Annotated in this window: 25 protein-coding genes; 12 read left to right on the top strand and 13 right to left on the bottom strand. The window is 52.0% G+C overall.

Translation table 11 applies throughout. The annotated features are described in order from the left end of the window. The 4 genes from Q0526_RS04365 to Q0526_RS04350 form a co-directional block, all read right to left on the bottom strand. On the bottom strand, positions 1-1,807 hold a 1,807-nt coding region (locus Q0526_RS04365; protein ID WP_298731230.1), incomplete at its 3' end, for a toprim domain-containing protein. A gap of 154 nt (positions 1,808-1,961) precedes the next feature. Further along, positions 1,962-2,834: a glycoside hydrolase family 25 protein gene (locus tag Q0526_RS04360; RefSeq protein WP_298731228.1), complete on the bottom strand. Its 873-nt coding sequence runs from the start codon at positions 2,832-2,834 to the stop codon at positions 1,962-1,964. A 53-nt stretch (positions 2,835-2,887) separates the two neighbouring features. Next, a complete protein-coding gene (locus Q0526_RS04355) occupies positions 2,888-4,768 on the bottom strand; it encodes a hypothetical protein (RefSeq protein ID WP_298731226.1) in 1,881 nt (626 codons plus the stop codon). Continuing rightward, positions 4,768-5,682, bottom strand: a complete 915-nt coding sequence (locus tag Q0526_RS04350) for a radical SAM protein (RefSeq protein WP_298731224.1) — start codon at positions 5,680-5,682, stop codon at positions 4,768-4,770. Before Q0526_RS04350 ends, Q0526_RS04355 begins: the two co-directional genes overlap by 1 nt. Before the next feature lie 103 nt (positions 5,683-5,785). Here Q0526_RS04350 and deoD point away from each other — a divergent pair, with 103 nt between their 5' ends. From deoD to Q0526_RS04310, 8 genes are all read left to right on the top strand, one after another. Next, positions 5,786-6,517: a purine-nucleoside phosphorylase gene (gene deoD, locus Q0526_RS04345; RefSeq protein WP_298731222.1), complete on the top strand. Its 732-nt coding sequence runs from the start codon at positions 5,786-5,788 to the stop codon at positions 6,515-6,517. A gap of 3 nt (positions 6,518-6,520) precedes the next feature. Continuing rightward, positions 6,521-6,964 (top strand): cytidine deaminase, encoded by a 444-nt coding sequence (locus Q0526_RS04340; protein ID WP_298731220.1) that lies wholly within the window; start codon positions 6,521-6,523, stop codon positions 6,962-6,964. Between the two features lie 16 nt (positions 6,965-6,980). Beyond that, on the top strand, positions 6,981-8,138 hold the full coding sequence (locus Q0526_RS04335) for a BMP family ABC transporter substrate-binding protein (protein ID WP_298731218.1): 1,158 nt from the start codon (positions 6,981-6,983) through the stop codon (positions 8,136-8,138). A gap of 138 nt (positions 8,139-8,276) precedes the next feature. After that, positions 8,277-9,416, top strand: a complete 1,140-nt coding sequence (locus Q0526_RS04330) for a BMP family ABC transporter substrate-binding protein (protein WP_298731216.1) — start codon at positions 8,277-8,279, stop codon at positions 9,414-9,416. Between the two features lie 193 nt (positions 9,417-9,609). After that, positions 9,610-11,124 (top strand): ABC transporter ATP-binding protein, encoded by a 1,515-nt coding sequence (locus Q0526_RS04325; RefSeq protein WP_298731232.1) that lies wholly within the window; start codon positions 9,610-9,612, stop codon positions 11,122-11,124. Then, positions 11,121-12,236: an ABC transporter permease gene (locus tag Q0526_RS04320; protein ID WP_298731214.1), complete on the top strand. Its 1,116-nt coding sequence runs from the start codon at positions 11,121-11,123 to the stop codon at positions 12,234-12,236. The genes Q0526_RS04325 and Q0526_RS04320 overlap by 4 nt, the downstream gene beginning before the upstream one ends. Continuing rightward, on the top strand, positions 12,233-13,225 hold the full coding sequence (locus Q0526_RS04315; protein WP_298731213.1) for an ABC transporter permease: 993 nt from the start codon (positions 12,233-12,235) through the stop codon (positions 13,223-13,225). Before Q0526_RS04320 ends, Q0526_RS04315 begins: the two co-directional genes overlap by 4 nt. 102 nt (positions 13,226-13,327) lie before the next feature. Continuing rightward, on the top strand, positions 13,328-14,653 hold the full coding sequence (locus tag Q0526_RS04310; RefSeq protein ID WP_298731212.1) for a pyrimidine-nucleoside phosphorylase: 1,326 nt from the start codon (positions 13,328-13,330) through the stop codon (positions 14,651-14,653). 59 nt (positions 14,654-14,712) lie between these two features. On the opposite strand, the gene Q0526_RS04305 is transcribed toward Q0526_RS04310, so the two are convergent. From Q0526_RS04305 to Q0526_RS04290, 4 genes are all read right to left on the bottom strand, one after another. Next, positions 14,713-15,102 (bottom strand): hypothetical protein, encoded by a 390-nt coding sequence (locus Q0526_RS04305; RefSeq protein ID WP_298731210.1) that lies wholly within the window; start codon positions 15,100-15,102, stop codon positions 14,713-14,715. Positions 15,103-15,176: 74 nt separating this feature from the next. Next, a complete protein-coding gene (locus tag Q0526_RS04300) occupies positions 15,177-15,911 on the bottom strand; it encodes an ABC transporter permease (RefSeq protein WP_298731208.1) in 735 nt (244 codons plus the stop codon). Between the two features lie 3 nt (positions 15,912-15,914). Further along, positions 15,915-16,667, bottom strand: a complete 753-nt coding sequence (locus Q0526_RS04295; protein WP_298731206.1) for an ABC transporter permease — start codon at positions 16,665-16,667, stop codon at positions 15,915-15,917. A 1-nt stretch (position 16,668) separates the two neighbouring features. After that, entirely contained in the window at positions 16,669-17,583 is a 915-nt protein-coding gene (locus tag Q0526_RS04290) for an ABC transporter ATP-binding protein (RefSeq protein WP_298731204.1), read from the bottom strand. Between the two features lie 156 nt (positions 17,584-17,739). On the opposite strand from Q0526_RS04290, the gene Q0526_RS04285 reads away from it, so the two are divergent. Both Q0526_RS04285 and Q0526_RS04280 read left to right on the top strand, forming a co-directional pair. Then, positions 17,740-18,459: a response regulator transcription factor gene (locus tag Q0526_RS04285; RefSeq protein WP_298731202.1), complete on the top strand. Its 720-nt coding sequence runs from the start codon at positions 17,740-17,742 to the stop codon at positions 18,457-18,459. Beyond that, on the top strand, positions 18,456-19,823 hold the full coding sequence (locus tag Q0526_RS04280) for a HAMP domain-containing sensor histidine kinase (RefSeq protein ID WP_298731200.1): 1,368 nt from the start codon (positions 18,456-18,458) through the stop codon (positions 19,821-19,823). Before Q0526_RS04285 ends, Q0526_RS04280 begins: the two co-directional genes overlap by 4 nt. A gap of 45 nt (positions 19,824-19,868) precedes the next feature. On the opposite strand, the gene Q0526_RS04275 is transcribed toward Q0526_RS04280, so the two are convergent. The 5 genes from Q0526_RS04275 to Q0526_RS04255 are packed head-to-tail and all read right to left on the bottom strand — an operon-like array spanning position 19,869 to position 23,441. Beyond that, positions 19,869-20,420, bottom strand: a complete 552-nt coding sequence (locus Q0526_RS04275; RefSeq protein ID WP_298731198.1) for a hypothetical protein — start codon at positions 20,418-20,420, stop codon at positions 19,869-19,871. 7 nt (positions 20,421-20,427) lie between these two features. Beyond that, entirely contained in the window at positions 20,428-21,120 is a 693-nt protein-coding gene (locus tag Q0526_RS04270) for a YkgJ family cysteine cluster protein (RefSeq protein WP_298731196.1), read from the bottom strand. Beyond that, positions 21,117-22,103 (bottom strand): D-isomer specific 2-hydroxyacid dehydrogenase family protein, encoded by a 987-nt coding sequence (locus tag Q0526_RS04265; protein ID WP_298731194.1) that lies wholly within the window; start codon positions 22,101-22,103, stop codon positions 21,117-21,119. Before Q0526_RS04265 ends, Q0526_RS04270 begins: the two co-directional genes overlap by 4 nt. 22 nt (positions 22,104-22,125) lie before the next feature. Beyond that, positions 22,126-22,926: an alpha/beta hydrolase gene (locus tag Q0526_RS04260; RefSeq protein WP_298731192.1), complete on the bottom strand. Its 801-nt coding sequence runs from the start codon at positions 22,924-22,926 to the stop codon at positions 22,126-22,128. 47 nt (positions 22,927-22,973) lie between these two features. Then, complete coding sequence (locus Q0526_RS04255; protein WP_298731191.1) at positions 22,974-23,441, bottom strand: C-GCAxxG-C-C family protein; 468 nt, start codon at positions 23,439-23,441, stop codon at positions 22,974-22,976. A gap of 218 nt (positions 23,442-23,659) precedes the next feature. Between Q0526_RS04255 and htpG the strand changes: the two genes are divergently transcribed. Then, positions 23,660-25,561 carry a molecular chaperone HtpG gene (gene htpG / locus Q0526_RS04250; RefSeq protein ID WP_298731189.1) on the top strand — a complete coding sequence of 634 codons (1,902 nt, stop codon included), beginning with the start codon at positions 23,660-23,662 and terminating at the stop codon, positions 25,559-25,561. A 183-nt stretch (positions 25,562-25,744) separates the two neighbouring features. Further along, a partial coding sequence (locus tag Q0526_RS04245) for an AraC family ligand binding domain-containing protein (RefSeq protein ID WP_298731187.1) occupies positions 25,745-26,029 on the top strand: 285 nt, incomplete at its 3' end.

Genomic DNA, 26,029 nt, shown 5'->3' with positions numbered 1-26,029 from the left:
TCATTTCGGGATCGTTTTCACCCAAACCTTTGGAGCGCTGGATGGTATATTTCTCCCCTTCGATGCGCCGCAGAATATCGGCTTTTTCCGGCTCGGTATAGGCAAAGTAGGTCTTGTTTTTGGTGTTGATCTCGTACAGCGGGCTTTCCGCGATATACACATACCCCTGGTTGATCAGCGTGGGGGTCAGGCGGTACAGCATCGTCAGCACCAGTGTGCGGATCTGGTAGCCGTCCACGTCGGCGTCGGTACAGATGACCACTTTGTTGAAGCGGAGATTGTCCAAATTGAAACTGGCCAGATCTTTGTTGTGGCTGCCACCCAGTTCTACGCCGCAGCCCATAACCCGGATCAAATCGGTGATGATGTCCGATTTGAAAATACGTGCATAGTCTGCTTTCAGGCAGTTCAGGATCTTGCCGCGGATGGGCATGATGGCCTGAAATTCCGAATCGCGGCTCTGTTTGACGGCGCCCATAGCCGAGTCGCCCTCCACGATGTACAGTTCCCGGCGGGAGGCGTCCTTGGTACGGCAGTCCACAAACTTTTGTACCCGGTTGGCCAGATCCATCTGCTGGGTCATCGTCTTTTTGATGGTGACACGTGCCTTCTCGGCGTGTTCCCGGCTCTGCTTATTGATCAGCACCTGTTTGCAGGCTTTTTCGGCCTCGTCAGGGTGTTCGATGAAGTAGACCTCCAACTGATGCTTGAGGAACTCCGTCATGGCTTGTGCCACAAACTTGTTGGTGATCGCCTTTTTGGTCTGGTTTTCGTAGCTGGTACGGGTGGAAAAACTGGAAGAAACCAGTACCAAACAGTCCTGCACGTCGGAGAAGGTGATAGCGCTCTCGTTTTTCTTATAGAGCCCCTTGCTCTTGAGCCAAGCGTTGATCTGGCTGACAAAAGCGCTGCGTACGGCGCGGTCCGGGCTGCCGCCATGCTCCAGCCAACTGGAGTTGTGGTAGTATTCCAGCGTCTGCACAGTGTTGGAAAAAGCAAACGCTACATTCATTTTTACCTGATACTCCGGCTGGTCGGGACGGTCCTGACCGGTGGCGGCGCCGGAACAAAAATGGACAGGAGTTAACCCTTTGTCACCCACCAACTCGTTGGTGTAGTCGGTAATGCCGTGCTCATAAAGATACTCGTATTTCTGGGTCTCGCTTCCGGACTTATCGGTGAAGACCAGTGTGATACCATCATTGACAACGGCTTGACGGCGCATCATGTCCTGCAAAGTTTCTGCGGGAACCGCAATGTCGGTAAACACTTCCGTATCCGGTTTCCAGCGGATAACGGAGCCGGTGCGACGGCCTTTGTATTCTTCTTTTTGCAATCCACCGACATTCTCACCCTTCTGGAAATCCAGATGATAGTGATAGCCGTCCCGGTAGATGTCCGCTGTCATCCATTCGCTGGCGTATTGGGTGGCGCAAAGGCCTAAGCCGTTCAAACCCAAACTAAAATCATAGTTGCCGCCGCCCTCGGCGTATTTGCCGCCGGCGTACAACTCACAGAATACCAGATACCAGTTCCAGTTGTTCTCGGCTTTGTTGTAATCTACCGGAATACCGCGGCCAAAGTCCTCTACCTCAATGACGTGATCAGGAAAGAGCGTTACATTGATACGATTGCCGTAGCCGTCCCGAGCTTCGTCGATGGAGTTGGAGATGATTTCAAAAATGGAATGGGCGCAGCCTTCGACTCCGTCGGAACCAAAGATGACGGCCGGGCGCTTGCGCACACGGACGGCACCTTTTAGCTGTCGGATACTGTCATTGCCGTATTCCTGCTTCTTTTTTGCCATGCGTTGGATCCCCCTGCGGTAACATAACCCATAACTGTATTTTGCGCATATAAAACTATTAAACCATAAATTGGAAGGCTTTGTCAAATTTGTGTGTTCCATTATAGCACAACATATAGTTGTTGCACAAGAGCTATTTGGTAGTAAAATTGGGTCAGCCGGTTTTTTCTAAACGGTTTCGATCCCCCAACACGGCCGTCCAATAGGAACCACCGTTGTAGTTGAAAATCACCCAATCGTAACCGTTGTATTTTTGGGTACTGCGTTGGGTCACCGTATACCGTCCCAATGGTAGATAGCCCACTACATCATTGAAGTTGGGGGTATAAAAGTATTCGGTTCGTGCGTTAAAGACTACCAAAGTATACCCGGTGACATTTTGCATTAACGGCCCAGTGGGACCGTAGTTGTTGAATCCGCCAGCCTGAATGGCGGGTAAAAAGTCTTGGTAGCTGCGGTTTAAATCACAGGCGCCGGGAATCCCATTTACGCTGCCGCTGCCGGAATACTGCCACATGGTATAGGGCCCGGTATAGCCCAAGCTGGAGCGGTAGTCGGCTACCCACAGCGGATACTCGCTCAATTCGGCGGCATTGAGATAGTTGTTGATATAGTTGGTGTAGCTATACCAGCCAGCATACCATTTGCGTTGATAGAGAATGTCCATGGCGTACCGTACCAGACTGGTCAGCTGTGACCGTCCTAGGCTGGTCAAACTGGAATCCTCCACATCCACAAACACGGGGTATTCCAACTGCAAGCCTTGCATGGCGTTCATAAAGGTGGTCAGCTCGTTGGCTACCGCGTTCTGGGTGCGTGCATAGGTATAATAATAGGCACCTACCCGCAGTCCGGCCGCATGGGCACCGTTGACATTCTGCAAAAAGTATGGGTCTACATACAGTCCGCCACTGTTGCTGGAGCCGATTCGCACAATGGCAAAATCCTTGCCGGCAGCAGCTACTTTGGACCAGTTTACGTTGCCCTGATAGCGGGAAACGTCAATGCCGTTTTGAAATACAGCCATAAAAAAGCCCCCTCCCTTTGCTGCATAGTATGCGGCGGGGGCGGGGGATGGTGCTATGGAGTGATCTGATAGATACGGCAACTTTCGTTTTGGTACCATACCGGATATCGTGCGGCGTACCAATCTTCTCTGGCCGAAAATTCGGCGCTCACAGAAGCGTCGAACAAAACATAGTCGATGCCCCATTGGGTTAAGATGGATTCGTCGGGAGCTTCGTATAAAAGACGCATGGCGGCGGCTTCTTCGGCATAGTCCATACCGTGGTAATATACATAGCTGCCCGAACCGCAAAGGATACGGCGACCGGCTAAGGCAAAAACCGGCATGGTATGACGGTCACTGGTCAGGAATAGGGCGTCTGGCTCGGCATGATCCGAAATGTATTGGGCTAAGGCAACTTCGTCGGCGCTCCAATGTTGGTAATCACTCACCAATTCACGCCCTACCGTCAAAACGCTGCCGAACATGCTTACAAAGCAGGCGAAACTCAAAAATACGATTCGCAAAGACAGATGCGGCAGGCGTGCGGCAACATCTGCCAACAGTTGGGCTACCAACAAGCAACCTAACATATGCCACACATAGAGAAGCTTGTTGTTGTCGTAGGTATTGGGCTGAAAAACTACAATTTCCGCCAGTGCCCAAATTAGAAGTCCACCGCCGTACAGCCAGCGCTGTTTCGAGGAGGCGTGGAACCAAGCCGGAATCAGGAGCAGATAGACAAGACCGATATTTTTGATGTAAAACCAGAAATAGTTATCTTTCAGGGTTCCATCATCCTGCCCGTTGATCCAGTTAAAATGCAGACGCAGCATGTTTTGGCCGTCTACGCTTTGCGCCAGAACCGTAGGCAGCATTTGTGCCAGCCAAACGAGGCCGCATACCAGTGCCAAAAGGCCCCATGGCAGCAAAACGGTACGGGTGCGGGGATGATGCAATAGAGTGTATATACCGCCCACCAAACAAAGCAGCACCAAGGCGAGCGCACTGTGCGTGTGCAGCAATGGCAGAGGCAAGACAAGCAGTGCCATCCATAGCGCCAAACGGCGCTGTTCCTCGTAGCAGAAACGCCACAACAAGTAAAGGGCCGGCAGTAGAATACTCCATCCAAAAAGGGTGGCTCGCTGGGGAATCATTAGGTCTACAATGGGGTTGACCCATACAATATTTTGGACGGTATAGTTGGTAGGCGTGGTATAAAAGCCGGTGAAGATGCTCAAAAAGTCAGAAGGACTGCCTAGAAAATAAACGAATCCAAAACCACTGCCCAAAAAGAACAGATAAAAGGCGAGGCAGGCCTTGCCGGCGGTTTGCAGTACCCGGCGGGCTAACTGCCAGAACATTCCGAACACGGAAAGTACAGCCGGCAGAACGGGAAGCAGATAGGCGGTTCGCAGATCGGCCCCTAAAACCCGAAATACACTAGAAACTGTTTCACATAGAAAAGGGTAGCCGAAGCGGTGTTCTCCGCCGAGTAGGGGATAGGTGGGCGGAAACTCTCCGCTCTGGGCGATGTATTCAATAAAGCCCAAATGCATGGGGAGGTCGCCGTAACAGCTTTGGCCGGTATGCAGTGCTCCGTTCACTTCATGAAGAATATGGGTGTGCAGTAAGTAGATTGTCACCAACAACAAAGGAAGCAAACAAAGCCACATGACGCCATGATCGGGGTCGTGGAACCGACTTGTAAGATGGTTGTCGTGATACAGCAGCCACCACAGCAGTGCCAAAACGCAGACAACGGCCAAAACGGCGGCGATTTCAGTAAAGCCTAAAAAGAGCGCAAAAATAGCAGGCAAAACGGCCAACAGCGAAATCCCATAACCACAACCTAGTGGGACTAGCAAAGAAATACCGGCATCCGGCATGGCACGGCGTGCCAAAAGGAACCCTGCCGCAAGAAAAAGCAATAGATACAGCAGACTTAACAGCATTAGACCCCCTCCAAATCAAAGGGTGGTGTATATTCTTCTCGGGCGCTGCTCTTTTCCTGCATGTACCCATGGGTTAGCCCCAACCGAATCGCTTCTTCAATCACCTGTCGGTATTCGTAGGTAGTGATCCGCCTTCCTAACCCATGTTCGGCAGCTTTATAAAAAGGCGTAAACTGGCTCATCAGGCTGGGGACGAAGGAAATGCCGATTTCCAGTTGCAGCCGCGCCAGTATTTGGAGCACCTGTTTGCTGTCGGCTACACAGCCGGGCAGTGCGAGATGACGGACAATTACGCCTCGGTATAGGAACCCTTCCCTGTCATAAAGCGGTACTCCGGTTTGCGTCAGCATCTGTCGCAGGGCTTGTTCTGCAACCATCGGGTAGTCCGGCGCTGCGGAAAACCGCGCAGCCAAATCGGGGGAAGCGTATTTAAAATCGGTAAGCCAAACATCTACATAAGGGGCTAAAGCACGTACAGTTTCCACTGTTTCGTAACCGCCGGTATTGTAGACCACCGGTAAGGTCAAGCCGTGCTGTTTGGCGAAGTCTAAGGCGCAGATCACCCACGGCAAATACTGGGTGGCGGTAACAAGATTCAGGTTGCGAGCACCATCGTGCTGTAAGCGCAGAAAAATCTCGGCCAGCCGCTCTGCAGAGATGGCTTTCCCCACACCTTCCTGACTGATGGGAAAATTCTGGCAATAACAGCAACGAAGAGGGCAGCCGCTAAAAAATACCGTGCCGCTGCCGCGTACATCCTGTGGGTCACCGCTCAAGCAGGGTTCTTCCCAATGGTGCAGTGCTGCACGGGCTACCATAAGCCGGTCGTCGGCACCGCAAAAGCCGGGCTTTCCCGCGGCACGGTCGGCACCGCAAGCGCGAGGACACAGACGGCAATGGTTTGGTAACTGCATAGCTTTTCTCGCTTTCACAAATTTTTCCGTTTCATTTTACCACAAATGGGGAAAATGTGGTATACTATAAGGAACAATCTCAAAGATAAAGGAGTGCATGACTATGTCTACCCCTCATAACCGCGCCGAAAAAGGCGATTTCGCCAAGACTGTATTGATGCCCGGAGATCCGCTTCGTGCAAAATTTATTGCGGAAACGTTTTTAGAAAATCCACGCCTTGTCACGGATGTGCGTGGTATGCTGGGCTACACCGGTACATATCAGGGCCGCCCCATCAGCGTGATGGGCAGTGGCATGGGCATGCCGTCCATTGGTATCTATTCCTACGAGCTGTATAGCCAGTACGGAGTAGAGAACATCATCCGTATCGGTTCGGCGGGCTCTTATACCGAAAAAGCCAAGCTGTTCGATGTGGTGCTGGCGGACGGTGCCTATTCCGAGAGCAACTATGCGGCAACCCAAAGTGGGGATACCGATGAAATTCAGAAACCCAGCGAAGAGCTGAATGCGGCGCTGAAAGCCAGCGCGGCAGCCCAGAACATCCCGCTGATTGAAGGCAACATCCATTCTTCGGACGTGTTCTACCGTGAACCGAACGACGAAAAGCCCACTTACTGGGAACGTCTGCGAGACGAGAAGGGCTGCCTTGCTGTGGAGATGGAAAGTTTTGCGCTGTTCCACAACGCCAAAGTGCTGGGAAAACGGGCTGCCTGCCTGTTAACCATTTCGGACAGTTTTGTTTCGCCGGAAATCACCACGGCGGAACAGCGCCAGACCAGCTTTACAGCCATGATGAAAGTGGCACTGGGAGCCGAGGCTTATCTGGAGAAATAAACCATGGAAAAAGAACAGATCCAGTCGTTGATTCGGGCGGCATTTTCTGCGCGCCGTTTTGCTTATACGCCTTATTCACATTTTCAGGTGGGGGCGGCACTTCTGGCAAAAAGCGGTACAGTCTATACCGGCTGCAATATTGAAAATGCAGGCTATACGCCCACCAACTGTGCCGAGCGTACCGCGCTTTTCAAGGCTGTTAGCGAAGGAGAACGGCAGTTTTCTGCCATTGCCATCGTAGGCAGCATGCAGGGCACGGTCAACACCTTGGTGACGGGACCTTGCGGCGTGTGCCGACAGGCGCTGTATGAGTTTGGCGGCCCCGAACTGACCGTGATCATGGCCAAAACCGAGGAGGACTATATTGTGACCACACTGGGCGAATTGTTGCCCTACGGTTTTGGCCCGGCCAATCTGGAGGCTGAAGAAACTCAATCCCCAATGTAAGGAGTTCCCGTTGTTCATGAAAAAGTTTATTGCACTGTTGCTTTTGCTGCTGCTGTTGGTCAGTTTGGCAGCCTGCACTTCGGAAGAACAAGGTCAGGCGTCTACTGATTTTACGGTGCCGTTGGATGATGCATCCTATGTGTACCAAGCGCCGGAGGACGCAACCCCCTTGCCCGGCGGCGCGGTCATTGCGTTGGCCGCAGAGAGCAGCGGCTTGGAATCCGGACCGGAAGCGTTGTTGTGGAAAGGTATCCAGACCTTTGCTTCCACTTTCGGATATACGGCACAGTCCTACGTGTACGGTGAAGGGGAAGTTGCCACCACCGCCGAGGAAGCGCTGCAACAAGCGGCCCAGAGTGGGGCGGCTTTGGTGGTTTGCCGAGGAGAAGAGATGGCACGCGCCTTGTTCCCCATGCAGACCAACTATCCCGGTGTACAATATTTGCTGTTTGATGATGAGCCGCATAACGAGGATTATACCGCTTATACTACCGAAACTTCGGTGCACTGCGTGTTGTTCCAAGAAGAACAAGCCGGGTATTTGGCTGGGTATGCCTCGGTGTCGGAAGGGTATACCCAGTTGGGCTTTATGGGTGTAGATGAATTGCCCGATGTTGTGCGGTATTGCACAGGTTTCCTGCAGGGTGCAGAAGCGGCAGCCGAACAGCAGGGCGAACAGGTCAACCTGCGCGTCTGGTTTACCGGAGACATCGGAGATGCCAGTGTCATTACCAACCGCATGTTGGAATGGTATAATGGCGGTACGGAATTGATCATGGTCAATGGCGGGCAGCTAATGCAAAGTGCCGTCGAAGCGATCAGCCAGACGGATGCGAAAGCATTTGGCACCGACTGGGATCAGAACGCACTCAGTGAACGGATTATAAGCAGTGCTGTCAAATGCTACAATGCAACCGTACAACGGCAGCTGTATAAGTTTTTCTCAGGCAATGCAACTTGGGGACAACAGGATGCCGGACAGACAGAGAAGCTGGGATATACGGACGGAAGCGTAGCGTTGGCGGGTTCTACGTGGCGGATGGAGCGCTTTACCCAGCGTGATTACGAGCAGCTATATGAACAGTTGCGCAACAGTGAATTGAAGGTGGAAACTTACTCTGATTTGGACACGCTGCCCGATACACCTTCCGTTACACTGGAAATCCAAAACTGACTTTTGACATTTTGTTAAATATTTGTAATGGAATTGAAAAGGTTTTTCCATTGCAAAAGATGGAAAAATCCGCTATACTGAAACCAGTGTGACGGGGATACGCTCCGTCCAAAGTTTAGAAATAAGGAGATCAAAACCATGAAAAAGTTCCTTGCATTGGTTATGGCCGGTTGCATGGCGCTCTCTCTGGCTGCCTGCGGCGGTTCTGACGCATCTTCTGCGGCTACGGCTGAATCCACCAGCACCGAAGCTACGGCGGAGACCAGCAGCGGCGCCAAGACGGACGTTGCGTTTGTAACGGACGTTGGCAACATTGATGACCAGTCTTTCAACCAGTATACTTGGCAGGGTGTGCAGGATTTCTGCACCGCCAACAACCTGAACGCGAACTACTATCGTCCCACGGAGGACTCCGATGCGGCTCGTTTGGAGCAGATGGATAATGCTGTCAACGACGGCGCGAAGGCTATCGTTGTTGCCGGTTACCTGTTCGGCACCTCTGTTGCGGAAGCACAGGCTAAGTATCCCGATGTTCAGTTCTTGGCTCTGGACGTTGCTACCACGGACCTGAGCGCTGACGGCAGCGTTGAACCCGCTGCCAACACCGCTCTGATCACCTACAAAGAAGAGCAGGCCGGTTATCTGGCTGGCTACGCCGCTGTGTATGACGGCTACAAGGAGCTGGGCTTCTTGGGTGGTATGGCGGTTCCCGCTGTTATCCGTTACGGCTACGGCTTTGTACAGGGCGCTGACGCTGCTGCCAAGGAGCTGGGCGTGACCGACGTCAACATCAAGTACTGGTACTCCGGTGGCTTTGCTGCGACCGACGAGGTCAAGAACAAGATGGACGGCTGGTACTCTGAGGGTACCGAGGTTGTCTTTGCTTGTGGCGGCCCTGTCTGCCAGAGCTGTGATGCTGCGGCGCAGGCCAACGGCGGCAAGATGATCGGCGTGGACGTTGACCAGTCCGGTCAGTTCGACACCGTCATTACCTCTGCTATGAAGGCGCTGGCCAACTCCGTCAACGTGGCTCTGACCGATGCCATGAACAATGACTGGAAGTTCAGCGAGGCATACGCTGGTAAGCAGACCGTTTTGGGCGCTGCTGAGGATTGCGTCGGCCTGCCGATGGAAACCAGCAAGTTCACCAACTTTACGCAGGAGCAGTATGACACCCTGTATCAGCAGATCGTTGACGGCACGCTGGTCGTGGACGATAGCTTCGATACTGCGGTTACGCCGGCTGTCACCAACGTGAACGTGGATTATCAGGGCTAATAAAACCTGTTTATCAAAATACCCCGTGCCCCAAGGCACGGGGTATTTTTGCTGTATGCAAACCGAGCAGAAATTTGCACTTTTTGTTCAAATTCTCTTGTGTATTTGTGAATTTTTCTATATAATACAAAGTAAGAAACTATGTTTTTGGAAAGGGGCGTGCAACGGTTTGGCAGATCAATATGTGATTGAAATGCTGCACATCACCAAGGAATTTCCCGGCATCAAGGCCAATGACGATGTTACCTTGCAACTTCGCAAAGGGGAGATTCACGCTCTTCTGGGCGAGAACGGTGCCGGCAAGTCCACGTTGATGAGCGTGCTGTTTGGGCTGTATCAGCCGGAAAAAGGTACGATCAAAAAGGACGGGAAAGAAGTCAAGATCAACAATCCCAATGATGCCAACGCGTTGGGAATCGGCATGGTTCACCAGCACTTCAAACTGGTGGAATGCTTTACGGTACTTGATAACATCATTCTGGGTGTGGAAGATACCCGGCATGGCTTTTTGCGGAAAGACGCTGCGCGTAAAAAGGTCATGGCGTTGAGTGAAAAGTACGGCCTGCGGGTGGATCCGGATGCACTGGTCAGTGACATTTCGGTAGGCATGCAGCAGCGCGTAGAGATCTTGAAGATGCTCTATCGTGACAATGACATCCTGATTTTTGATGAACCCACGGCTGTTTTGACGCCGCAGGAAATTGATGAGCTTATGGCGATTATGCGTGGGTTTAAAGAAGAAGGAAAGAGCATCCTTTTCATTACCCATAAGCTCAATGAGATTATGGCGGTAGCCGATCGCTGCACGGTTTTGCAGAAAGGCAAAGGCATCGGTACGGTTGAAATTGCCAAGACCACCAAAGAAGAACTTTCCCGTATGATGGTTGGCCGCGATGTGGAATTTGCGGTAGAAAAATCCCCCTGTGAACCGGGCCGAACCATCTTGGAAGTGGACAACTTGGTGGTGCCCAGCAAAGTGCATAAGAATAACGCCGTAAAAGGCGTATCCTTTCAGGTACGCGCTGGCGAGATTGTCTGCGTGGCCGGCATCGAAGGCAATGGTCAGAGTGAACTGATCTACGGCTTGACCGGCCTGGAAAAGGTGACTTCCGGTACAATTCGCTTAAATGGCAAAGACATTACCAATGCTACCATTCGTGCCCGTTCCAAGGATGGTATGAGCCATATTCCCGAGGACCGTCACAAACATGGATTGGTGCTGGATTACACCTTGGCAGACAACATGGTGTTGCAGCGCTACTGGCAGCCGCAGTTCCAAAATCATGGCTTCATTAAAAAGAACGAAGTCTTTGCTTATTCCGATCGATTGATCGAACAATATGACGTTCGCAGTGGACAGGGCAGCATGACGATTGCCCGCAGCATGTCGGGCGGCAACCAGCAAAAAGCAATCATTGCTCGCGAGGTAGACAAGGATCCGGATCTGTTGGTGGCAGTTCAGCCGACCCGTGGTTTGGACGTGGGCGCTATTGAATATATCCATAAACAAATTGTGGCAGAGCGGGACAAAGGCAAGGCAGTCTTGCTCGTCAGCTTGGAATTGGACGAGGTCATGAACTTGTCTGACCGGATTCTGGTGCTGTATGAAGGCGAAATCGTCGGCGAGTTTGACCCGCACAAAACAACGGTTGAAGAGCTGGGCCTCTATATGGCTGGCGCGAAAAAACAGGGGGAGGCGAAAGCATGAAAAACAAACAAAAACGGACGTTTTTGCAGAACCCTGCGGTCGTAGGTGTTTTGGCAAGCCTTCTCTCCATTGTGATTGGATTGGTGCTGGGCTTTTTGCTGCTGGTCGTTTTGAACCCCGGTGCGTCGCTGGAAGGTATGAAGGCCATGATGACCACCGGCTTTGGCAGCATGGACAAGTTCGGCAAAGTATTGTATCAGGCAGCGCCGCTTATGATGTGCGGTTTGTCGGTGGGCTTTGCTTTTAAAACCGGCCTGTTTAACATCGGTGCTTCCGGACAGTATACGATGGGTGCTTTCTTCGCGTTGCTGTTTGCCATTCAGTTCCAGATGCCTTGGTTTATCTGTCTGGTTGCAGCGGCGGTAGGCGGTGCCATCTGGGGTGTTTTCCCCGGTTTGTTCAAAGCATACTTCAATGTCAATGAGGTCATTACCGCCATTATGTTCAACTGGATCGGTATGTACCTTGTTAACCTGATTTTGGCAAACTCCCCGAATATGCTGGCGTCCGGTTGGGGTGCTTCCAACTCGGACCGTACGGCCGCACTGTCGGCAGCAAACCCGGATGCGATTCTTCCCAAAGGTCATCTGGCGGTCTTGTTTGGCAACTCCAGCTGGATTAATATCAGCATTTGGATCACGATTCTGTTTGCAATTATTGTTTGGGTTGTACTGCAAAAGACGACTTTTGGGTATGAACTCAAGGCTTGCGGCCTTAGCCGAGATGCTGCACAATATGCCGGTATCAATGCCAAACGGAACATTGTTCTGTCTATGGTGATTTCCGGTGCGTTGTCCGGCATCGGTGGTGGCATCTACTATCTGGCTGGTACGGGCCAGTATGTATTGGAAAAAGCCATTCTGTCCATGGGTTTCAACGGCATTCCGGTGGCGTTGCTGGCTAGCTCCAATCCTATCGGCACGATTTTCTCGGCGCTGTTCATCAGTTATATTCAGGTGGGCGGCGCAGCTATGCAGCCCGCCTACTCGTCCGAAACCATCGACATCGTGATTGCGGTAATCATTTATCTGGCGGCCTTTGCGCTGCTGATGCGCGGTGTGATCGCCAAAGCGGTGTCCGGTCGTAAAGAGAAAGGGGGCGCTGCCAAATGATGATTGCTGCGAATATCATCAGCTTGACCATTTTGTTTGCGGTTCCGCTGCTTCTGGTAGCGTTGGGCGGCATGTTCAGCGAACATTCCGGCGTGATTAATATTGCGCTGGAAGGCATGATGATCATTGGTGCGCTTTTTGCCTGCTTTACGCTGCAGGCGTTGGACCAGAGCGGCTTCGGCGAGGCCAACCCGCAGTTGTCCATGCTGATTGCCATTTTGGTGGCCGGCGGTACCGGTATGATCTTCTCGCTGTTCCTTGGTTTCGCTGCTATTAACCTGAAGGCCGATCAGACCATTGGCGGCACGGCACTGAACCAGTTCGCGCCGGCTTTCGCCGTCGTTATGACTTGGGCCATTCAGGGTCAGGGCCTGACTACGATCCAGATCCCCAGCTGGGTGCGTATTACCCGGGAAACCTTTGGCTTGGCACCGGTGGACGGTCCTAGCTTCTGGAACAATCTGATCTTCAAATATTTCTATCTTACTACACCGGTTGCGGTGGTTCTGTTTATCGCGGCCTATGTGTTGATGTACAAAACCCGTTTCGGTTTGCGGCTTCGTGCTTGTGGCGAGCACCCGCAGGCGGCGGATTCTGTGGGCATCAACGTTTACAAAATGCGGTATGCTGGCGTGCTGATTTCCGGTTTTCTGGGCGGCATCGGCGGTCTTGCCTATACGGTGGCGGCTGGCTCCGGCTTCAACTCTGACGTGGGCGGCTACGGCTTCCTTGCGCTGGCGGTTATGATTTTCGGCAACTGGAAACCTTTCCCGATTCTGGCCTCTTCTTTCTTCTTCGCGCTGTTCAAGGTCATTGCGGCGTACAGCTCGTCGTTGTCCTTCCTGCCGAAGTTTGAAGGCGTTAAGGAAGTATCTAACTTCTACCAGATGTTGCCGTATATCGTGACGATGATCGTGTTGATCTTCACGTCCAAAAACTCGCAGGCGCCCAAGGCTGAAGGCATCCCCTACGATAAGGGCAGCCGATAAACGCGATCCGCAATCCTATTATCCGAAATGCCGTCTCCGGGCGGCATTTCTCTGTTTCGGCACAATACACCGAAACCTCGCCTGAAAGGAGGCTACCACAGTATGCGAATGTACGATATTATTGCCAAGAAGCGGGATGGTGGAACACTGGACCGTGAAGAATTGACTTTTGCCGTCAATGGGTATGTGTCGGGTGATGTGCCAGATTATCAAATGTCGGCACTGCTTATGGCCATCTATTTACGGGGGATGACTGATGAAGAAACGGCCATCCTCACCGACGTGATGGCGCGTTCCGGCGATATGGTGGACTTGTCTGCCATCGAAGGCGTCAAAGCGGATAAACACTCCACCGGTGGCGTGGGCGACAAAACTACGCTGGTTATTGCGCCGATTGTGGCGGCCTGTGGCGTAAAGATTGCCAAGATGAGTGGCCGTGGCTTGGGTCATACGGGCGGTACCATCGATAAGATGGAAGCAGTGCCCGGAACACGTACCAGCCTGACGCAGGAAGAGTTTTTTAAGCAAGTCAACGAGATCGGGATTTCGGTCATTGGCCAGAGCGGACAGATTGCGGTGGCGGATAAGAAGATGTACGCTTTGCGGGATGTAACAGCTACCGTAGGGTGCATTCCGCTGATTGCTTCCTCGATCATGAGCAAAAAATTGGCAGCGGGTTCTGATGCTATTTTGCTGGATGTGACCATGGGTGATGGCGCGTTTATGAAAGATCTGGACAGTGCTATTGAACTGGCCCGCCAGATGGTAGCTATCGGTACGGCACATGGCCGGAAGGTAGCAGCTCTTATCACCGATATGGATAAACCGCTTGGTCATAACATTGGTAATTCGCTGGAAGTGGCCGAAAGCATGGCGGTCTTGCAGGGCAAGGGTCCTGCGGATTTGACGGAAGTCTGTTTGCAGCTAGCCACCAATATGCTGCAGTTGGCCGGAAAAGGAGATGCTGCGACCTGCCGTGCCATGGCAGAACGTGTGATTGAGGATGGCTCGGCTTTTGCTAAGTGCTGCCAGATGTTTGCAGCGCAGGGCGGGGATGTGTCGGTGCTGCAAGACCCGACATGTTTCCGCAAAGCAAAGTACAGCTACGAAGTTACAGCCCCTTGCGCCGGGTATATCTATAAAAACGATGTGGAGAAGATTGGCAATGCCAGCGTTTTGTTGGGGGCCGGCCGTATCAAAAAAGAGGACAGTATCGATTTTGCTGCCGGTATCGTCATGCACAAAAAACTGGGGGATGCTGTGCAAGCCGGGGAGAGCATCTGCACATTCTATGCAGACGACCCTGCACTTTTCGCCGCAGCGGAGGATATGTACCGTGGCGGATTGGTAATCCGGGAAGAAAAGCCGAAATTGCCGCCTTTGATCTATGCCCGCGTTACGTCGGAAGGCGTAGAGAGATTCTCTTAAACTAAAAAGGACATAAACCAGCCCGCCGCTGCAACATATTGCAGCGGCGGGCTGATTGTTTATCGGCGATGTTTTATCCAAAAGAGCTTCCACGGTCCATAACCGTTGGCCTTGTCCTGCGTGAATTCCTCTGTTTTGACATAGCGCTTGCGCATCCCGTCAAACTGTAAAGCAGTTCCACTTTCCTGTACATCGGTCAGGACTCGGGGTAAAGCGCTTTGCTGACTTTCAAAATCGGGTTCTTTGTCCCAACGGATTTTGCCATCGGCGTCGAATCCGCTTCCCCAAACGCTGAATACAAGGCAGGCTGCTTCGCCGTAGCAGTACCGTTCAAAGCGAATCCGCCCGTCCAGATAAAACAAAAGGCAATCGCGAAAATGAGTTTCCATCTCTTTTTCGTAGCGGCTTCCACAGACAGAACCTGCAAAATCGGCGGCGTTAGCGGTCATGGCGCAATCCTCCTCGGTGACGTAGTATACCAATAGTATACTGCCGCCAGACCGGTTTGGCAATCGGGGGAAAGTCAGCTTTTTACATCACGGCGCGTCAACAGTAGGTTGGCGGTGCAAAAGAGTACTGTCAACCAAAGCAGGTAAGCCGCAAAGAAGGGGAAAAGGTTCCCAGAAAGCATGTCCTCGCTTTTGTTGGAGTTCATGCCGTATTGCATTAAGGCGTAGGGCCAAAACAGACCGACATCTTGGCTGGCTGCCAGCATGCCGATGATACCGCCAAACAAGGCAATAAAGATCGGCACTGCAAAACTGCGAATCAGCATAGACAAAAGCAGTTGAAGGGCAATAACACTCAACCCGCCCAGCGCACCGCGGAGCAAAAAGACAAACAGTGTAATGGGAGGCCATCCGGGTAGGGTGGCAAATACTTTGCCGCACAAACAATACAGCAGAAAAATCCAACACTGGGTCAGCAGCACCAAGTTGACTACTACAAAAAACTTTGCCAAAAACAGGGCAAAAGGAGGGACGGGGGCAGCCATGATCAGATTCCAGTTATGTCCCAGATGTTCCAACCGCCAAAGGTAAGAGGCATAGATTGCTACCAGAGTGGGAAAAAAGAATAGGGAGTAAAAGAGGGTGTGCTGGGTCCAAAGCGCGTACCAACTCGCGCTGAGGATGCCAAGATTCCCGAGATAATTGACGGTTCCGTAAGCTGCTGAAATAACCGGCAGCAGAAAGAATAAGATCCAAATCGGGGAGGCGTGCAGTTTCCGATTTTCTGCACGCAGACAACGTAACAACACGATTTATACCTCCTTTTCTCGAATTGCCCGCCAGGTGATGCAAAAAAATAAAAGGGCCAGAACAGCACACCAAAGCAAAAGTAAGGGACGAAATTCTCGGATGCCGTAGAGGACGGCTCGGGTATCAGGATCCCAATCGATGAGGACGTAGGTGGTTAGTGGGATAAAATACCCCCAGGGAACAAAATAGCCGACGACAGGCGGCATAAAGGCCGAAAACAAACCGATTAGAGAACCGGCAATTCCGGTGCAAAGGGCAGGCAATGGATTTTGCAACAAAATGGTTAATAAAAGTTCCGAGAAAAAGAGCATGAGATCTACCGTGTAGGTACAAAGAAAGCTGTAAGCGAACTGAACGAGCGGCGGAGTATCCAAATACCCCAGAACTTGACCAAGAATCCATATGCCGAACACTTCAACCGAAACGATCACAGAGAGTTCCGCCATGCCCAGCAGCACTTTGGCAGCAAACAAACTGCGGCGGCTTTGCAGTGTGTACAACAATTTGGGGGTGTTGCCTTTTACCTCTACATCCCAAAGGCGGCTGGCTAACATCGCCATGCCCACTGGCATCAAAACGGTGTTCATCACCGGGAAGGTATATAACAGGGCATGGTATCCGACGCGTAAGTCGTCACCGCCGTCGGGGGCGGAGTAGGCTGACCAAAGCAAAGCGGCCAGAGGAATCAAAAGGCAGATCAGTAAATCGTGGTGGCGTTTGGCTTTTTGTATTTCGGCATGCAGGCCTTGCAGCATTTCAGCTCACCTCCTTGGAATCGGTCAGGCTTAAGAAAATCTCCTCCAGAGATTTTGTGTGTCGATTCAGTTCCACAACACCGGCGCCGCTGTCGGCTACTGCCCGGACCAAGGCGGCAAGCGACTCTTCTTGTAAGGGAGGCAGCGTCAGGACGTTCTCCTTTTGCTGAACAGGGATGCCGTTGGCGTGCAGTAAGGGAATTGCTTTTTGGGGATACAACAAGCGCAGGCTCACTGCTCCGCGACTGTGCTGCTGTAAGTCTTGCAGGGAACCTTCAAACAACAATTTACCCTGCTGGATAATGCCTACCTGTTCCACCATCTGCTCCATTTCCCCTAAAAGGTGGCTGGACAGAAAAACGGTGGTGCCGGTGGCAGCAGGCATGTCTGCGAGTAACGCCCGCATCTCCTGAATCCCTGCAGGATCCAGACCATTGGTGGGCTCATCCAAAATCAGTAGTTCGGGATTGCCCAATAACGCCATCGCAATGCCAAGACGCTGCTTCATTCCCAACGAAAACTGGCCCACTTTTCGGTTGCGGTCCTTTGTCAGATGGACAATTTCCAATACCCGGGATATATCTTTGCGGGATACACCTTTCAGGTCGGCGACAATGGTTAGATTTTCTTGTGCGGTGAGGTGCAGATACCCGGACGGTGACTCGATAAGACTGCCGGTTTGCCGTAAAAGCGACAAGCGATTTTGTGCCGTTAGCTCTTGGCCGAGCAGAAAAACCTGCCCGGCGCTGGGGTGAATCAGGCCTAGTAACATTTTCATGGTGGTACTTTTACCGGCGCCATTGGGACCGATAAAGCCATAGACGCAGCCCTGAGGGACGTGAAGGGAAACTCGGTCTACTGCCGGACGGCTGCCATAGATTTTGCTTAACGATTGGGTTTCAATCACAGTTTGCATGGTATTCGCTCCTTTGCATAAACTTCTTGGAAACAATTCTATCCTACGCGATGGAGCTTAATCGAACTGAAACGAGGGCTTAAATTTACCTTAAGATTAAGCTTTCAGCATGGCTCTAAAGAAAAGGATGCGCTATAATGGAATGGAGGGGAAAGTATGCAAACGATCTACGATGCCAAACTGTTACTGGTGGACGATACCCCCGAACTGTTGAACCTGTTGTGTGAACATCTGCAGGCGGCGGGATACCGCACCATTGTAACTGCGGAAAATTGTGCGGCGGCCCGCAAAGCTTTTTCTGCGGACCAACCGGAGCTGATGATTCTGGACATTAACCTGCCAGACGGTGACGGGTTTGCACTGTTTCAGCAGTTGTGGGCACAGGCGGACGTACCGGCATTGTTTCTTTCCGCCCGGGACGCAGATGCGGATCGCTTGTTTGGGTTGGGGCTGGGTGCCGATGACTATTTGACCAAGCCCTTTTTGATGCAGGAGCTCCTACTGCGTGTACAGCACATCCTGCAGCGCGCTTACCGTACAGAACTGGCACGCGGTGAGTCGGGACACCTGCAACTGGGGGCTTGTACCGTAGAATTGGCGGATGCACTGGTGCACCATCCGGATGGTTCTGTGGTGACGCTGACAGCTACCGAGCGCGCGTTGCTGCAAAAACTGGCGGAAAACCGTGGGCATATTCTTACCTACGATACTCTATACGAAGCGGTATGGGGACAAGATTACTACGGCTGCGAAAACAGTCTGAACGTGCATATTCGGCATTTGCGGGAAAAAATTGAGGAGAATGCCAGCAAACCGCAGTGGCTTGTTACGGTACGCGGCATTGGGTATAAACTGATGGGGGAGATGCGCCGATGAAAACGTTTGGGCGGTTGATTCGCCGGTATATTCTGTTGGCGGCGGGGATTACCCTGTTGGTGGTGGTTTTGGTAACAGCGGCTTTTGTTTGGGTCAGCTTGCATTTTGGACTGCGCTGGCAGGAACAATTTGGTTACAGTTATACCGAGATTGCCGATCATTTGCAGCAGGACGAGTCAGGGCAGTTTTATTTCGATGAACAGCAGAGCGCTCGTTGGATGGATGGATACGCATGGGGAATGGTGCTGAATGATGCGGGGGAGGTGGTTTGGGAATATGAACTGCCGGCAGCACTCAACCATCCGTATACAGCGTCGGAAGTGGCAGTTTTTTCTCGCTGGTATCTGGACGACTATCCGGTTTTCTGTCAGGTGAGAGAGTACGGTTTGCTGGTACTGGGTATGCCCAAAGGCAGTACATGGAAGTACAATGTCTGGACCTATCCTGATTTGTTAGAGGGAGTTTTGTATGGCGGGAGTATGGCCATCCTCGGAATTCCGATTTTGATTCTTATCTTTTGCCTGATCTTTAGCTGGCGTGGTACCCGGTCCCTACAAACGGTGAGCAATGGACTGGACGCTTTGGCAGAGGGACGGACGGTGGAGCTGCCAACCCATGGCTTTGCTGGTGCGGTGGCGGAAAAGCTCAACCAAACCAGCGCCCAACTACGCAGCCGCAACGAGATCATCCAGCGGCGGGACACCGCCCGCACCAACTGGATCGCAGGGGTTAGTCACGATATTCGTACACCGCTTTCTCTGATTTTAGGGTGGTCGGAGCAACTTCGGCAAGACGAAACGCTGTCGGAATCTGCTCGCCGTAAAGCGGCTGGCATTCAAGCGCAAAGTGAAAAAATTACTGCGCTGATCGAGGACCTAAACCTGACCAGCAAATTACAATATGGAGCTCAGCCACTGCGCTGCCGCAAGGTGCATGCCGGTGCTTTGCTGCGTCGGTTGGTGGCAGACTTTTGCAATGGACCGTTGGCACAAGCCTGCGAGGTGGCGCTGACCGTGACACCAGAGGTAGAGGAAACGGAGCTGCAGGCGGACGATGCGCTGTTGGCGCGAGCTTTTGAGAATGTTTTAGGAAACAGTGTGCGTCATAACGCATTGCCGGTTCATTGCGAAGTCCAAGCGGCCGTGAAGAATCAATGTCTATGCGTGATCATCACCGATGATGGGGCCGGCTATCCACCGGCGGTGCTGGAAGCGCTGCAAACCGGTGTGACGCAGGAAAACACGCCCCATATTTTGGGTTTGCATGTGGTGGAGCAGATTATTCAAGCCCATGGTGGGAATACTTTGTTTGGCCAGAACGAACCTCACGGCAGTAAGGTGACGATGCAGTTGCCCATAGTATAAAAAGCAGCCCGACGTATCTTGTCGGGCTGCTTTTGGTTCTGTGTTTTAAAGCTGGGCCGGTTGGATTTCCACGGGGGCACCATTCTTATCGTAAAAGGTGACCTCGCCGTTATTCTGGGGCAGAAGAATGGTGAAGGGAAAACTGCTGTCCAAAAGATAGGTCTTTACAGTTTGGCCGTTATCGATCTCTGCGCTTTGCACTTGAGCAAAGTTTAAAGAGAAGTAGGCACACTGCTCGCTGCCGTCGAGGGCAAGCGCCTGAACTACTGTGGGGAGTTCGGCCTGTGTACCATGTACACCTGCAACGGTAGTGCTGCCCCGGAAGATATATCCGAAGGATAAGCCGGGGCGATTTACATAGAGGGTATAGCCGTAACAGCTTTTGTCAGGGGGATAAAATAGATAGATGGCTGCGGTATCGGAAACACTGCCGGTCACCAACCAGTCATTGGGGATATTCTGGGAGGCGCGCAAATCTTCCGGTAGGTGGGACTTTGAAACACCGATTTCCCCGCCCAGCAGAAAAAAGTCGCAGATAAGCAGGGCGACGGCGAGTAAAAAGATTCCGATTCTGCGGCGAACCATTCGGTTTGTCATTGGGGAATCATCCTTCCGTTGCGGCGGAGAGAATGCGAGGCAGCAGTGCCTGCAACTCTGCAAGATTATGTTGGAACTGCGGATAAAACTCGTCGCTCAGGTCATAGTCAAGATAAAGAGCTCGCTCCATTCGCTTGATAGCCATGGCGAAATGAGGGTTGGAGGCGCCGCCTGCAGCACGAAGCTGCTCAGAAAGCTGGGTGCAGACCACAGCCCAGCGGGCATCGATCCCCGCTCGCTCCAAAACGGCGGCATCTTCTAAATACTGTTGCAGCGTGCGGTTCTCACGACAAATGCCGCACAACGGCAGTTGCGCACGATATTCCATCTGCGCTGTTACCGGGTCGATGCTTTGTCCCAAAGGATACAGGGCACAGGCCAAAGGGCGGGCCTCATGAATCACACAGGCATTGCCCTCGAAAAAACGACAGTTCCCAGAGATTGGATCCGGTGTGAGCCGTAAGGCGGGCAGACAGCTCTCGGGCGCCAGATAGCGTTTGCAGAAAGCGTGGGCAACAATGCGAGGTGACAACCGGAGCCGTCGGGCGATGCGGTAGAGGTCGTAGCCGGAAAGTACCAGATCTTTTCGCTGACGGCAGCAATCTCCGCATCCTTTGCAGACGAATCCAAAGGAATCAGTAAGTGCCAACGCGGGACCTAAAGACCATGCTTCAGCACTCCGTCCAGGTTCCACAATCACAGATGCACCTCGCAGGGATTCTCGCGTCCGGCAGCAAAATCGGCAACGGCTTCAAAGACACTTTCGACCATGCTGGCTACATTGACGTCAGTGTAGAAGGCGGTATGGGAACTTAGAATCACGTTGGGATAACTGCGCAGCAGATTCAGTTCTCGATTGGGCAGGGCTTCCCCGCAGCGATTATAATAGCAGATGCCGTTTTCATCCTCGACCACATCCAAACCGGCGCCGCCGAGCTTGCCGCTCTCCAATCCCTGCAACAGGGCCTCTGGATCGATCAGCGTGCCGCGGGCTGTATTGACCAGCAAAGCACCGTCTTTCATCATGGCAATGGCTTTGGCGTCAATCAGGTGGTAGTTTTCTCGTGTTGCGTTCAAATGCAGCGTGATAATATCGCTGCGTGCATAAAGCTCTTCCAGCGATACATATTCGGCGTAGGCACGGACAGACTCGGACGGATACAAGTCGTAGGCCAGAAGTTTGCATCCAAATCCGGATAGATGCCGGATTACCGTGCTGCCGATCTTACCGGTGCCGATCACGCCGACAGTACAATTGGACAGGTCGCGGCCCATCTTGCCGGACAGGGAATAATCCTGTGCAGCAGCGCGGAGCATGATCTGGTTCATTTTGCGGGTGGCCATCAGCATTAACATGATGGTGTAGTTGGCAACCCCTTCCGGCGGATAATGGCTGTGACTGACCCGCAAGCCCAGACGTTTAGCCGCATCTAGAGGAAGGTGATCGTAGCCAATGCTGCGGCAGGGCAGATATTTTACGCCCATTTTGGCAAAAGCCTCCAGATATTCCGGACGGACTTCGCAAGGGTTGGTACTGACCGCATCACAGCCCTCGACCAATTTTAGGTTGTCGAGGTTCGGAACCTCCGAAGTCCATGCGTAGTCAATGCCGTATTTTTCCCGGTTGGGTTCACAGTATTGCAGCTCATCAAAAGGGCGCAGGGCATAAAAAAAGATTTTCATATCCCGATTCATCTCCTAAGTTTTAGCGCAAAGAATAGCGAAATATTTCGGCCAGCCAGTCGGTGCATAGATCGACCCAGGCGCTGGCGTGTGGGTTATAAGTGTTTACATCCCGGGTGCAAATGCTGGAGCCATGGATGCCATGCGGGAACAGGTGCAGTGCGTAGGGGACGTGGTGGGCGGTCAAGGCCTGGGCTAGCAGCAAGGAGTTTTGTACCGGTACAGTAGCATCGTCCACAGTATGCCAAATAAAGAAAGGTGGAAGATCGTCTTGTACATGGGTTTCCAGACTCAAGGCGGCGCGCAGCGCGTTATCGTCGCCGGCTAGACGGTCAAAGGAACCACGATGTGCAAAGTCTCCGGAAGAAACTACGGGGTAACCCAAAATGACAGCATCGGGCCGGGCTTCCTCACCGGAAACACCCAATGCTTGACGAACTGGCTCGGCGTCCCACAAGATGGCGGTGGCTCCGGCTAGATGCCCCCCGGCGGAAAAACCGCAAATGGCAATTTTAAAAGGATCCACCCGTAGTTTGGCGGCGTTGCGGCGCAGATGCAAAATGGCGCCTGCAGCATCGATCAGTGGCTGCCAGTGTAAAGGTGCTGGGGAAACGGTGTACAAAAGTGTAAAGACCTGATAACCGGCCTGCAAAAACTGTACGGCCACAGGATCGGATTCGCGGGCACTGCAGCGTTCATAACCGCCGCCCGGTAAGATCAAAACGGCAGGGCGTGTGTTGTAGGCAGGCATTTCCACGGTTTCGTCGCGCAGATATCCGGTTAACTTCGCGCCGCTGGGGAAGGTGTGGGTGTAAAATTGCATAGACAGCCACTTCCTTTCAGAAACATTTCAAACAAAAGCTGAGAGTATTAGGCTTTGGTTTCCGCCAACGGATGCTGCTCAATATACTCTGCCATTAGGTCGGCAGCTAAGCGGACCAATTCCGGACAAGGGCGTTTTTTGTAGTACTCCGCAGTGCGGGGACTGGCTACCGGTGTGCCTTCTGCTTTGGCAAGGCCCAGCAGTTCTCGGCAAACGATACTGTCGCCGCCATTTCGCTGCTTGTATTGTTCGGCCAACGCTTGTACCTCGGTGTAGGTTTGGGTCTTTTGAGCGGGATCGGTGTTGCCATATAATGCTCCCAACACGATGGTCAGGCCGGAGAACGCGCCGCAGACCTCCCGCATGCGCCCAAAACCGCCGCCAAACCCGGAAGCCATCTTGAGCGCTTGTTCTTCGGTTAGGCCGATCATGTCGGCAAAAGCCAGCACTACGCATTGACTGCAATTATATCCTTTGAAAAAAGCCTCATAGGCTTTGTCCCCATAGACAGACACGATTGGATCACGTTCCTTTTTGCGATTTGGTTTTATCCATGTACAGAATACCCCAATTTATAGAATTTGAAAAGAGGCAAAGGCGAATTTACAAAACCTTTTTAAATTTTTTGTTAAATGGGAGAGAAACACTTGCACTTTGATGAAAAGAGTGCTAAACTACCGTTAGCAGTTGGAATTATAGAGTGCTAATTTCTCATGAAGCGAGGTCCTTTACTATGGCAATGCGTCAATTCAAGGCCGAAAGTAAAAAGCTGCTCGACCTGATGATCAATTCTATTTATACCAATCGTGAAATCTTTCTGCGTGAGCTGATCTCCAACGCATCGGATGCGTGTGATAAGCGGTATTTCAAGAGCCTGACCGATACCTCTATCGGCATTACGAAGGACGATTTAAAGATTCACATCCAGCCCGACAAAGAGAACCGTACGCTGACCATCCGTGACAATGGTATCGGTATGACCAAAGAGGAACTGGAAAAGAATCTCGGCACCATTGCGAAGTCTGGTTCGTTGGATTTCAAGACGGAGAATCAGAGTGATAACATCGATATCATCGGTCAGTTTGGTGTTGGTTTCTATTCGGCATTTATGGTGGCCAGCAAGGTCACTGTAATTTCCCGCGCACAAGGAGAGGACACCGCGTGGATGTGGGAGTCCAAGGGTGTGGAAGGCTACACACTGACCGAAGCGGACAAAGAGGATGTGGGCACAGAGATCATTCTGGTGCTCAAAGAAGACACGGATACGGACCGTTACAGCGAATATCTGGACGATTACACGCTGGCCAATCTGGTCAAAAAGTACAGCGACTATATTCATTTCCCCATTACGATGTATCGGGAGAAGTCTCGTCAGAAGCCGAAACCTGAAGACGCCGGGGACGATTATAAGCCCGAGTACGAAACCTACACGGAGCTGGAAACCCTCAATAGCATGGTGCCCCTCTGGAAACGTCCCAAGAGCGAAGTGAAAGAGGAAGACTATAACGAGTTCTACAAGAACAAGTTCATGGATTACTCCGACCCGCTGCGGGTCATCACCAGTCGGACCGAAGGCACGGCGACCTATACGGCGTTGTTGTTTATCCCCAGTCGTACCCCCTATGACTACTACACCAAGGAGTACGAGAAGGGGCTGGCACTGTATGCTTCCGGCGTCATGATTATGGAGAAGTGTGCCGACCTGCTGCCGGATTACTTTAGCTTCGTAAAGGGTGTTGTTGACAGCGAAGACCTGAGCCTGAACATTAGCCGTGAGACACTGCAGAAGGACAGCCAGCTCAAGCTGATGCGCAACAGTCTGGAAAAGAAGATCAAGAACGAATTGCATGCCATGCTGGTCAATGACCGCGAGAAGTACGAAACCTTCTGGAAGGCATTTGGCCGTCAGATCAAATTTGGCATCTACGGTGATTACGGCATGCATAAGGATCTTTTGGCAGATTTGCTGCTGTTCTATTCTGCCAAAGAGCAAAAGCTGGTCACCCTCGACGAGTACATCGAGAAGATGCCGGAAGACCAGAAGTGCATCTACTTTGCGGCTGGTGATGATACCGATCGTCTGGGCAAGCTGCCCAACGCGCAGTTGGTGTTGAGCAAGGGGTATGACCTGCTGCTCTGCACCGAAGACGTGGATGAATTCTGCCTGCAGATGATGCGGGATTACAAGGAAAAGACCTTCAAGAATATTAACTCCGGCGACTTGGGTTTGGAGACTGAGGAAGAAAAGAAGGCTGCCGAGGAGACCGCTACCGAGAATAAAGATTTGTTTGAGGAAATTAAGACGGCGCTTAACGGTAAGGTCAAAGAAGTCAAAGTTAATCCCACGCTGCAGGAGCATCCGGTTACCTTGTCCAGTGAGGGTGGCATCTCGATGGAGATGGAGAAGGTGCTGCGCAAGATGCCCAATGGCGAAGGCGTAGAGAGCACCAAGGTATTGGAGCTTAATCCGAACCATGACGTGTTTGCGGCGCTTAAGGCTGCCCACGAGGCGGGCGATACCGACAAGGTGGGTAAATATGCCGAACTGCTGTACGACCAAGCGCTGCTGATTGCCGGTTTGCCCATCGAGGATCCGGTGGCTTACGCTCAGTTGGTCTGTGGCTTGATGAAATAACGAAAAAACCTTGTGGCAAAGCACCGGGAGGCAACTCTCGGTGCTTTTTTTGCGCTTGTTGTAACAAAGAAACGGATTTTGCAAAAAATAGTTTGAAAAGTAGCAAGAAATGTGCTATTCTAATAGTAAAGACAAAAAAGATTGGATGGCGGGAGGAGAACCATCCGATAAAAGGGGTTACCGATGGTTTCTGAATATACCTATTGTCCGCAAAACGATTTCTTTATTGAACGGGTGGACCGGGATACTGGCTTTGATATGCCCAGCTTTCATATCCACCACAAATTTGAAATTTATTATGAAATTGCCGGCACCCGACGCTATTTTATCGAGGATTCTGCTTATATTGTCAATGCCGGAAGTGTGGTTTTGATCGGCGAAAATCAAATTCACAAGACGGCATCGCTGGGGGATTCGCCCTCCAGCCGCATTGTGCTGAATTTCAGCCGGGAATATCTGGAAAAGATT

This window comes from uncultured Subdoligranulum sp. (assembly GCF_937890665.1).
This window is presented reverse-complemented; position numbering and strand designations above follow the sequence as displayed.

Coding starts and splice junctions, on each gene's coding strand:
- Q0526_RS04360 (WP_298731228.1), bottom strand. CDS start 2,834: ATGGCTGTATTTCAAAACGGCATTGACGTTTCCCGCTATCAGGGCAAC.
- Q0526_RS04355 (WP_298731226.1), bottom strand. CDS start 4,768: ATGCTGTTAAGTCTGCTGTATCTATTGCTTTTTCTTGCGGCAGGGTTC.
- Q0526_RS04350 (WP_298731224.1), bottom strand. CDS start 5,682: ATGCAGTTACCAAACCATTGCCGTCTGTGTCCTCGCGCTTGCGGTGCC.
- deoD (WP_298731222.1), top strand. CDS start 5,786: ATGTCTACCCCTCATAACCGCGCCGAAAAAGGCGATTTCGCCAAGACT.
- Q0526_RS04340 (WP_298731220.1), top strand. CDS start 6,521: ATGGAAAAAGAACAGATCCAGTCGTTGATTCGGGCGGCATTTTCTGCG.
- Q0526_RS04335 (WP_298731218.1), top strand. CDS start 6,981: ATGAAAAAGTTTATTGCACTGTTGCTTTTGCTGCTGCTGTTGGTCAGT.
- Q0526_RS04330 (WP_298731216.1), top strand. CDS start 8,277: ATGAAAAAGTTCCTTGCATTGGTTATGGCCGGTTGCATGGCGCTCTCT.
- Q0526_RS04325 (WP_298731232.1), top strand. CDS start 9,610: ATGCTGCACATCACCAAGGAATTTCCCGGCATCAAGGCCAATGACGAT.
- Q0526_RS04320 (WP_298731214.1), top strand. CDS start 11,121: ATGAAAAACAAACAAAAACGGACGTTTTTGCAGAACCCTGCGGTCGTA.
- Q0526_RS04315 (WP_298731213.1), top strand. CDS start 12,233: ATGATGATTGCTGCGAATATCATCAGCTTGACCATTTTGTTTGCGGTT.
- Q0526_RS04310 (WP_298731212.1), top strand. CDS start 13,328: ATGCGAATGTACGATATTATTGCCAAGAAGCGGGATGGTGGAACACTG.
- Q0526_RS04305 (WP_298731210.1), bottom strand. CDS start 15,102: ATGACCGCTAACGCCGCCGATTTTGCAGGTTCTGTCTGTGGAAGCCGC.
- Q0526_RS04295 (WP_298731206.1), bottom strand. CDS start 16,667: ATGCTGCAAGGCCTGCATGCCGAAATACAAAAAGCCAAACGCCACCAC.
- Q0526_RS04290 (WP_298731204.1), bottom strand. CDS start 17,583: ATGCAAACTGTGATTGAAACCCAATCGTTAAGCAAAATCTATGGCAGC.
- Q0526_RS04285 (WP_298731202.1), top strand. CDS start 17,740: ATGCAAACGATCTACGATGCCAAACTGTTACTGGTGGACGATACCCCC.
- Q0526_RS04280 (WP_298731200.1), top strand. CDS start 18,456: ATGAAAACGTTTGGGCGGTTGATTCGCCGGTATATTCTGTTGGCGGCG.
- Q0526_RS04275 (WP_298731198.1), bottom strand. CDS start 20,420: ATGACAAACCGAATGGTTCGCCGCAGAATCGGAATCTTTTTACTCGCC.
- Q0526_RS04265 (WP_298731194.1), bottom strand. CDS start 22,103: ATGAAAATCTTTTTTTATGCCCTGCGCCCTTTTGATGAGCTGCAATAC.
- Q0526_RS04260 (WP_298731192.1), bottom strand. CDS start 22,926: ATGCAATTTTACACCCACACCTTCCCCAGCGGCGCGAAGTTAACCGGA.
- htpG (WP_298731189.1), top strand. CDS start 23,660: ATGGCAATGCGTCAATTCAAGGCCGAAAGTAAAAAGCTGCTCGACCTG.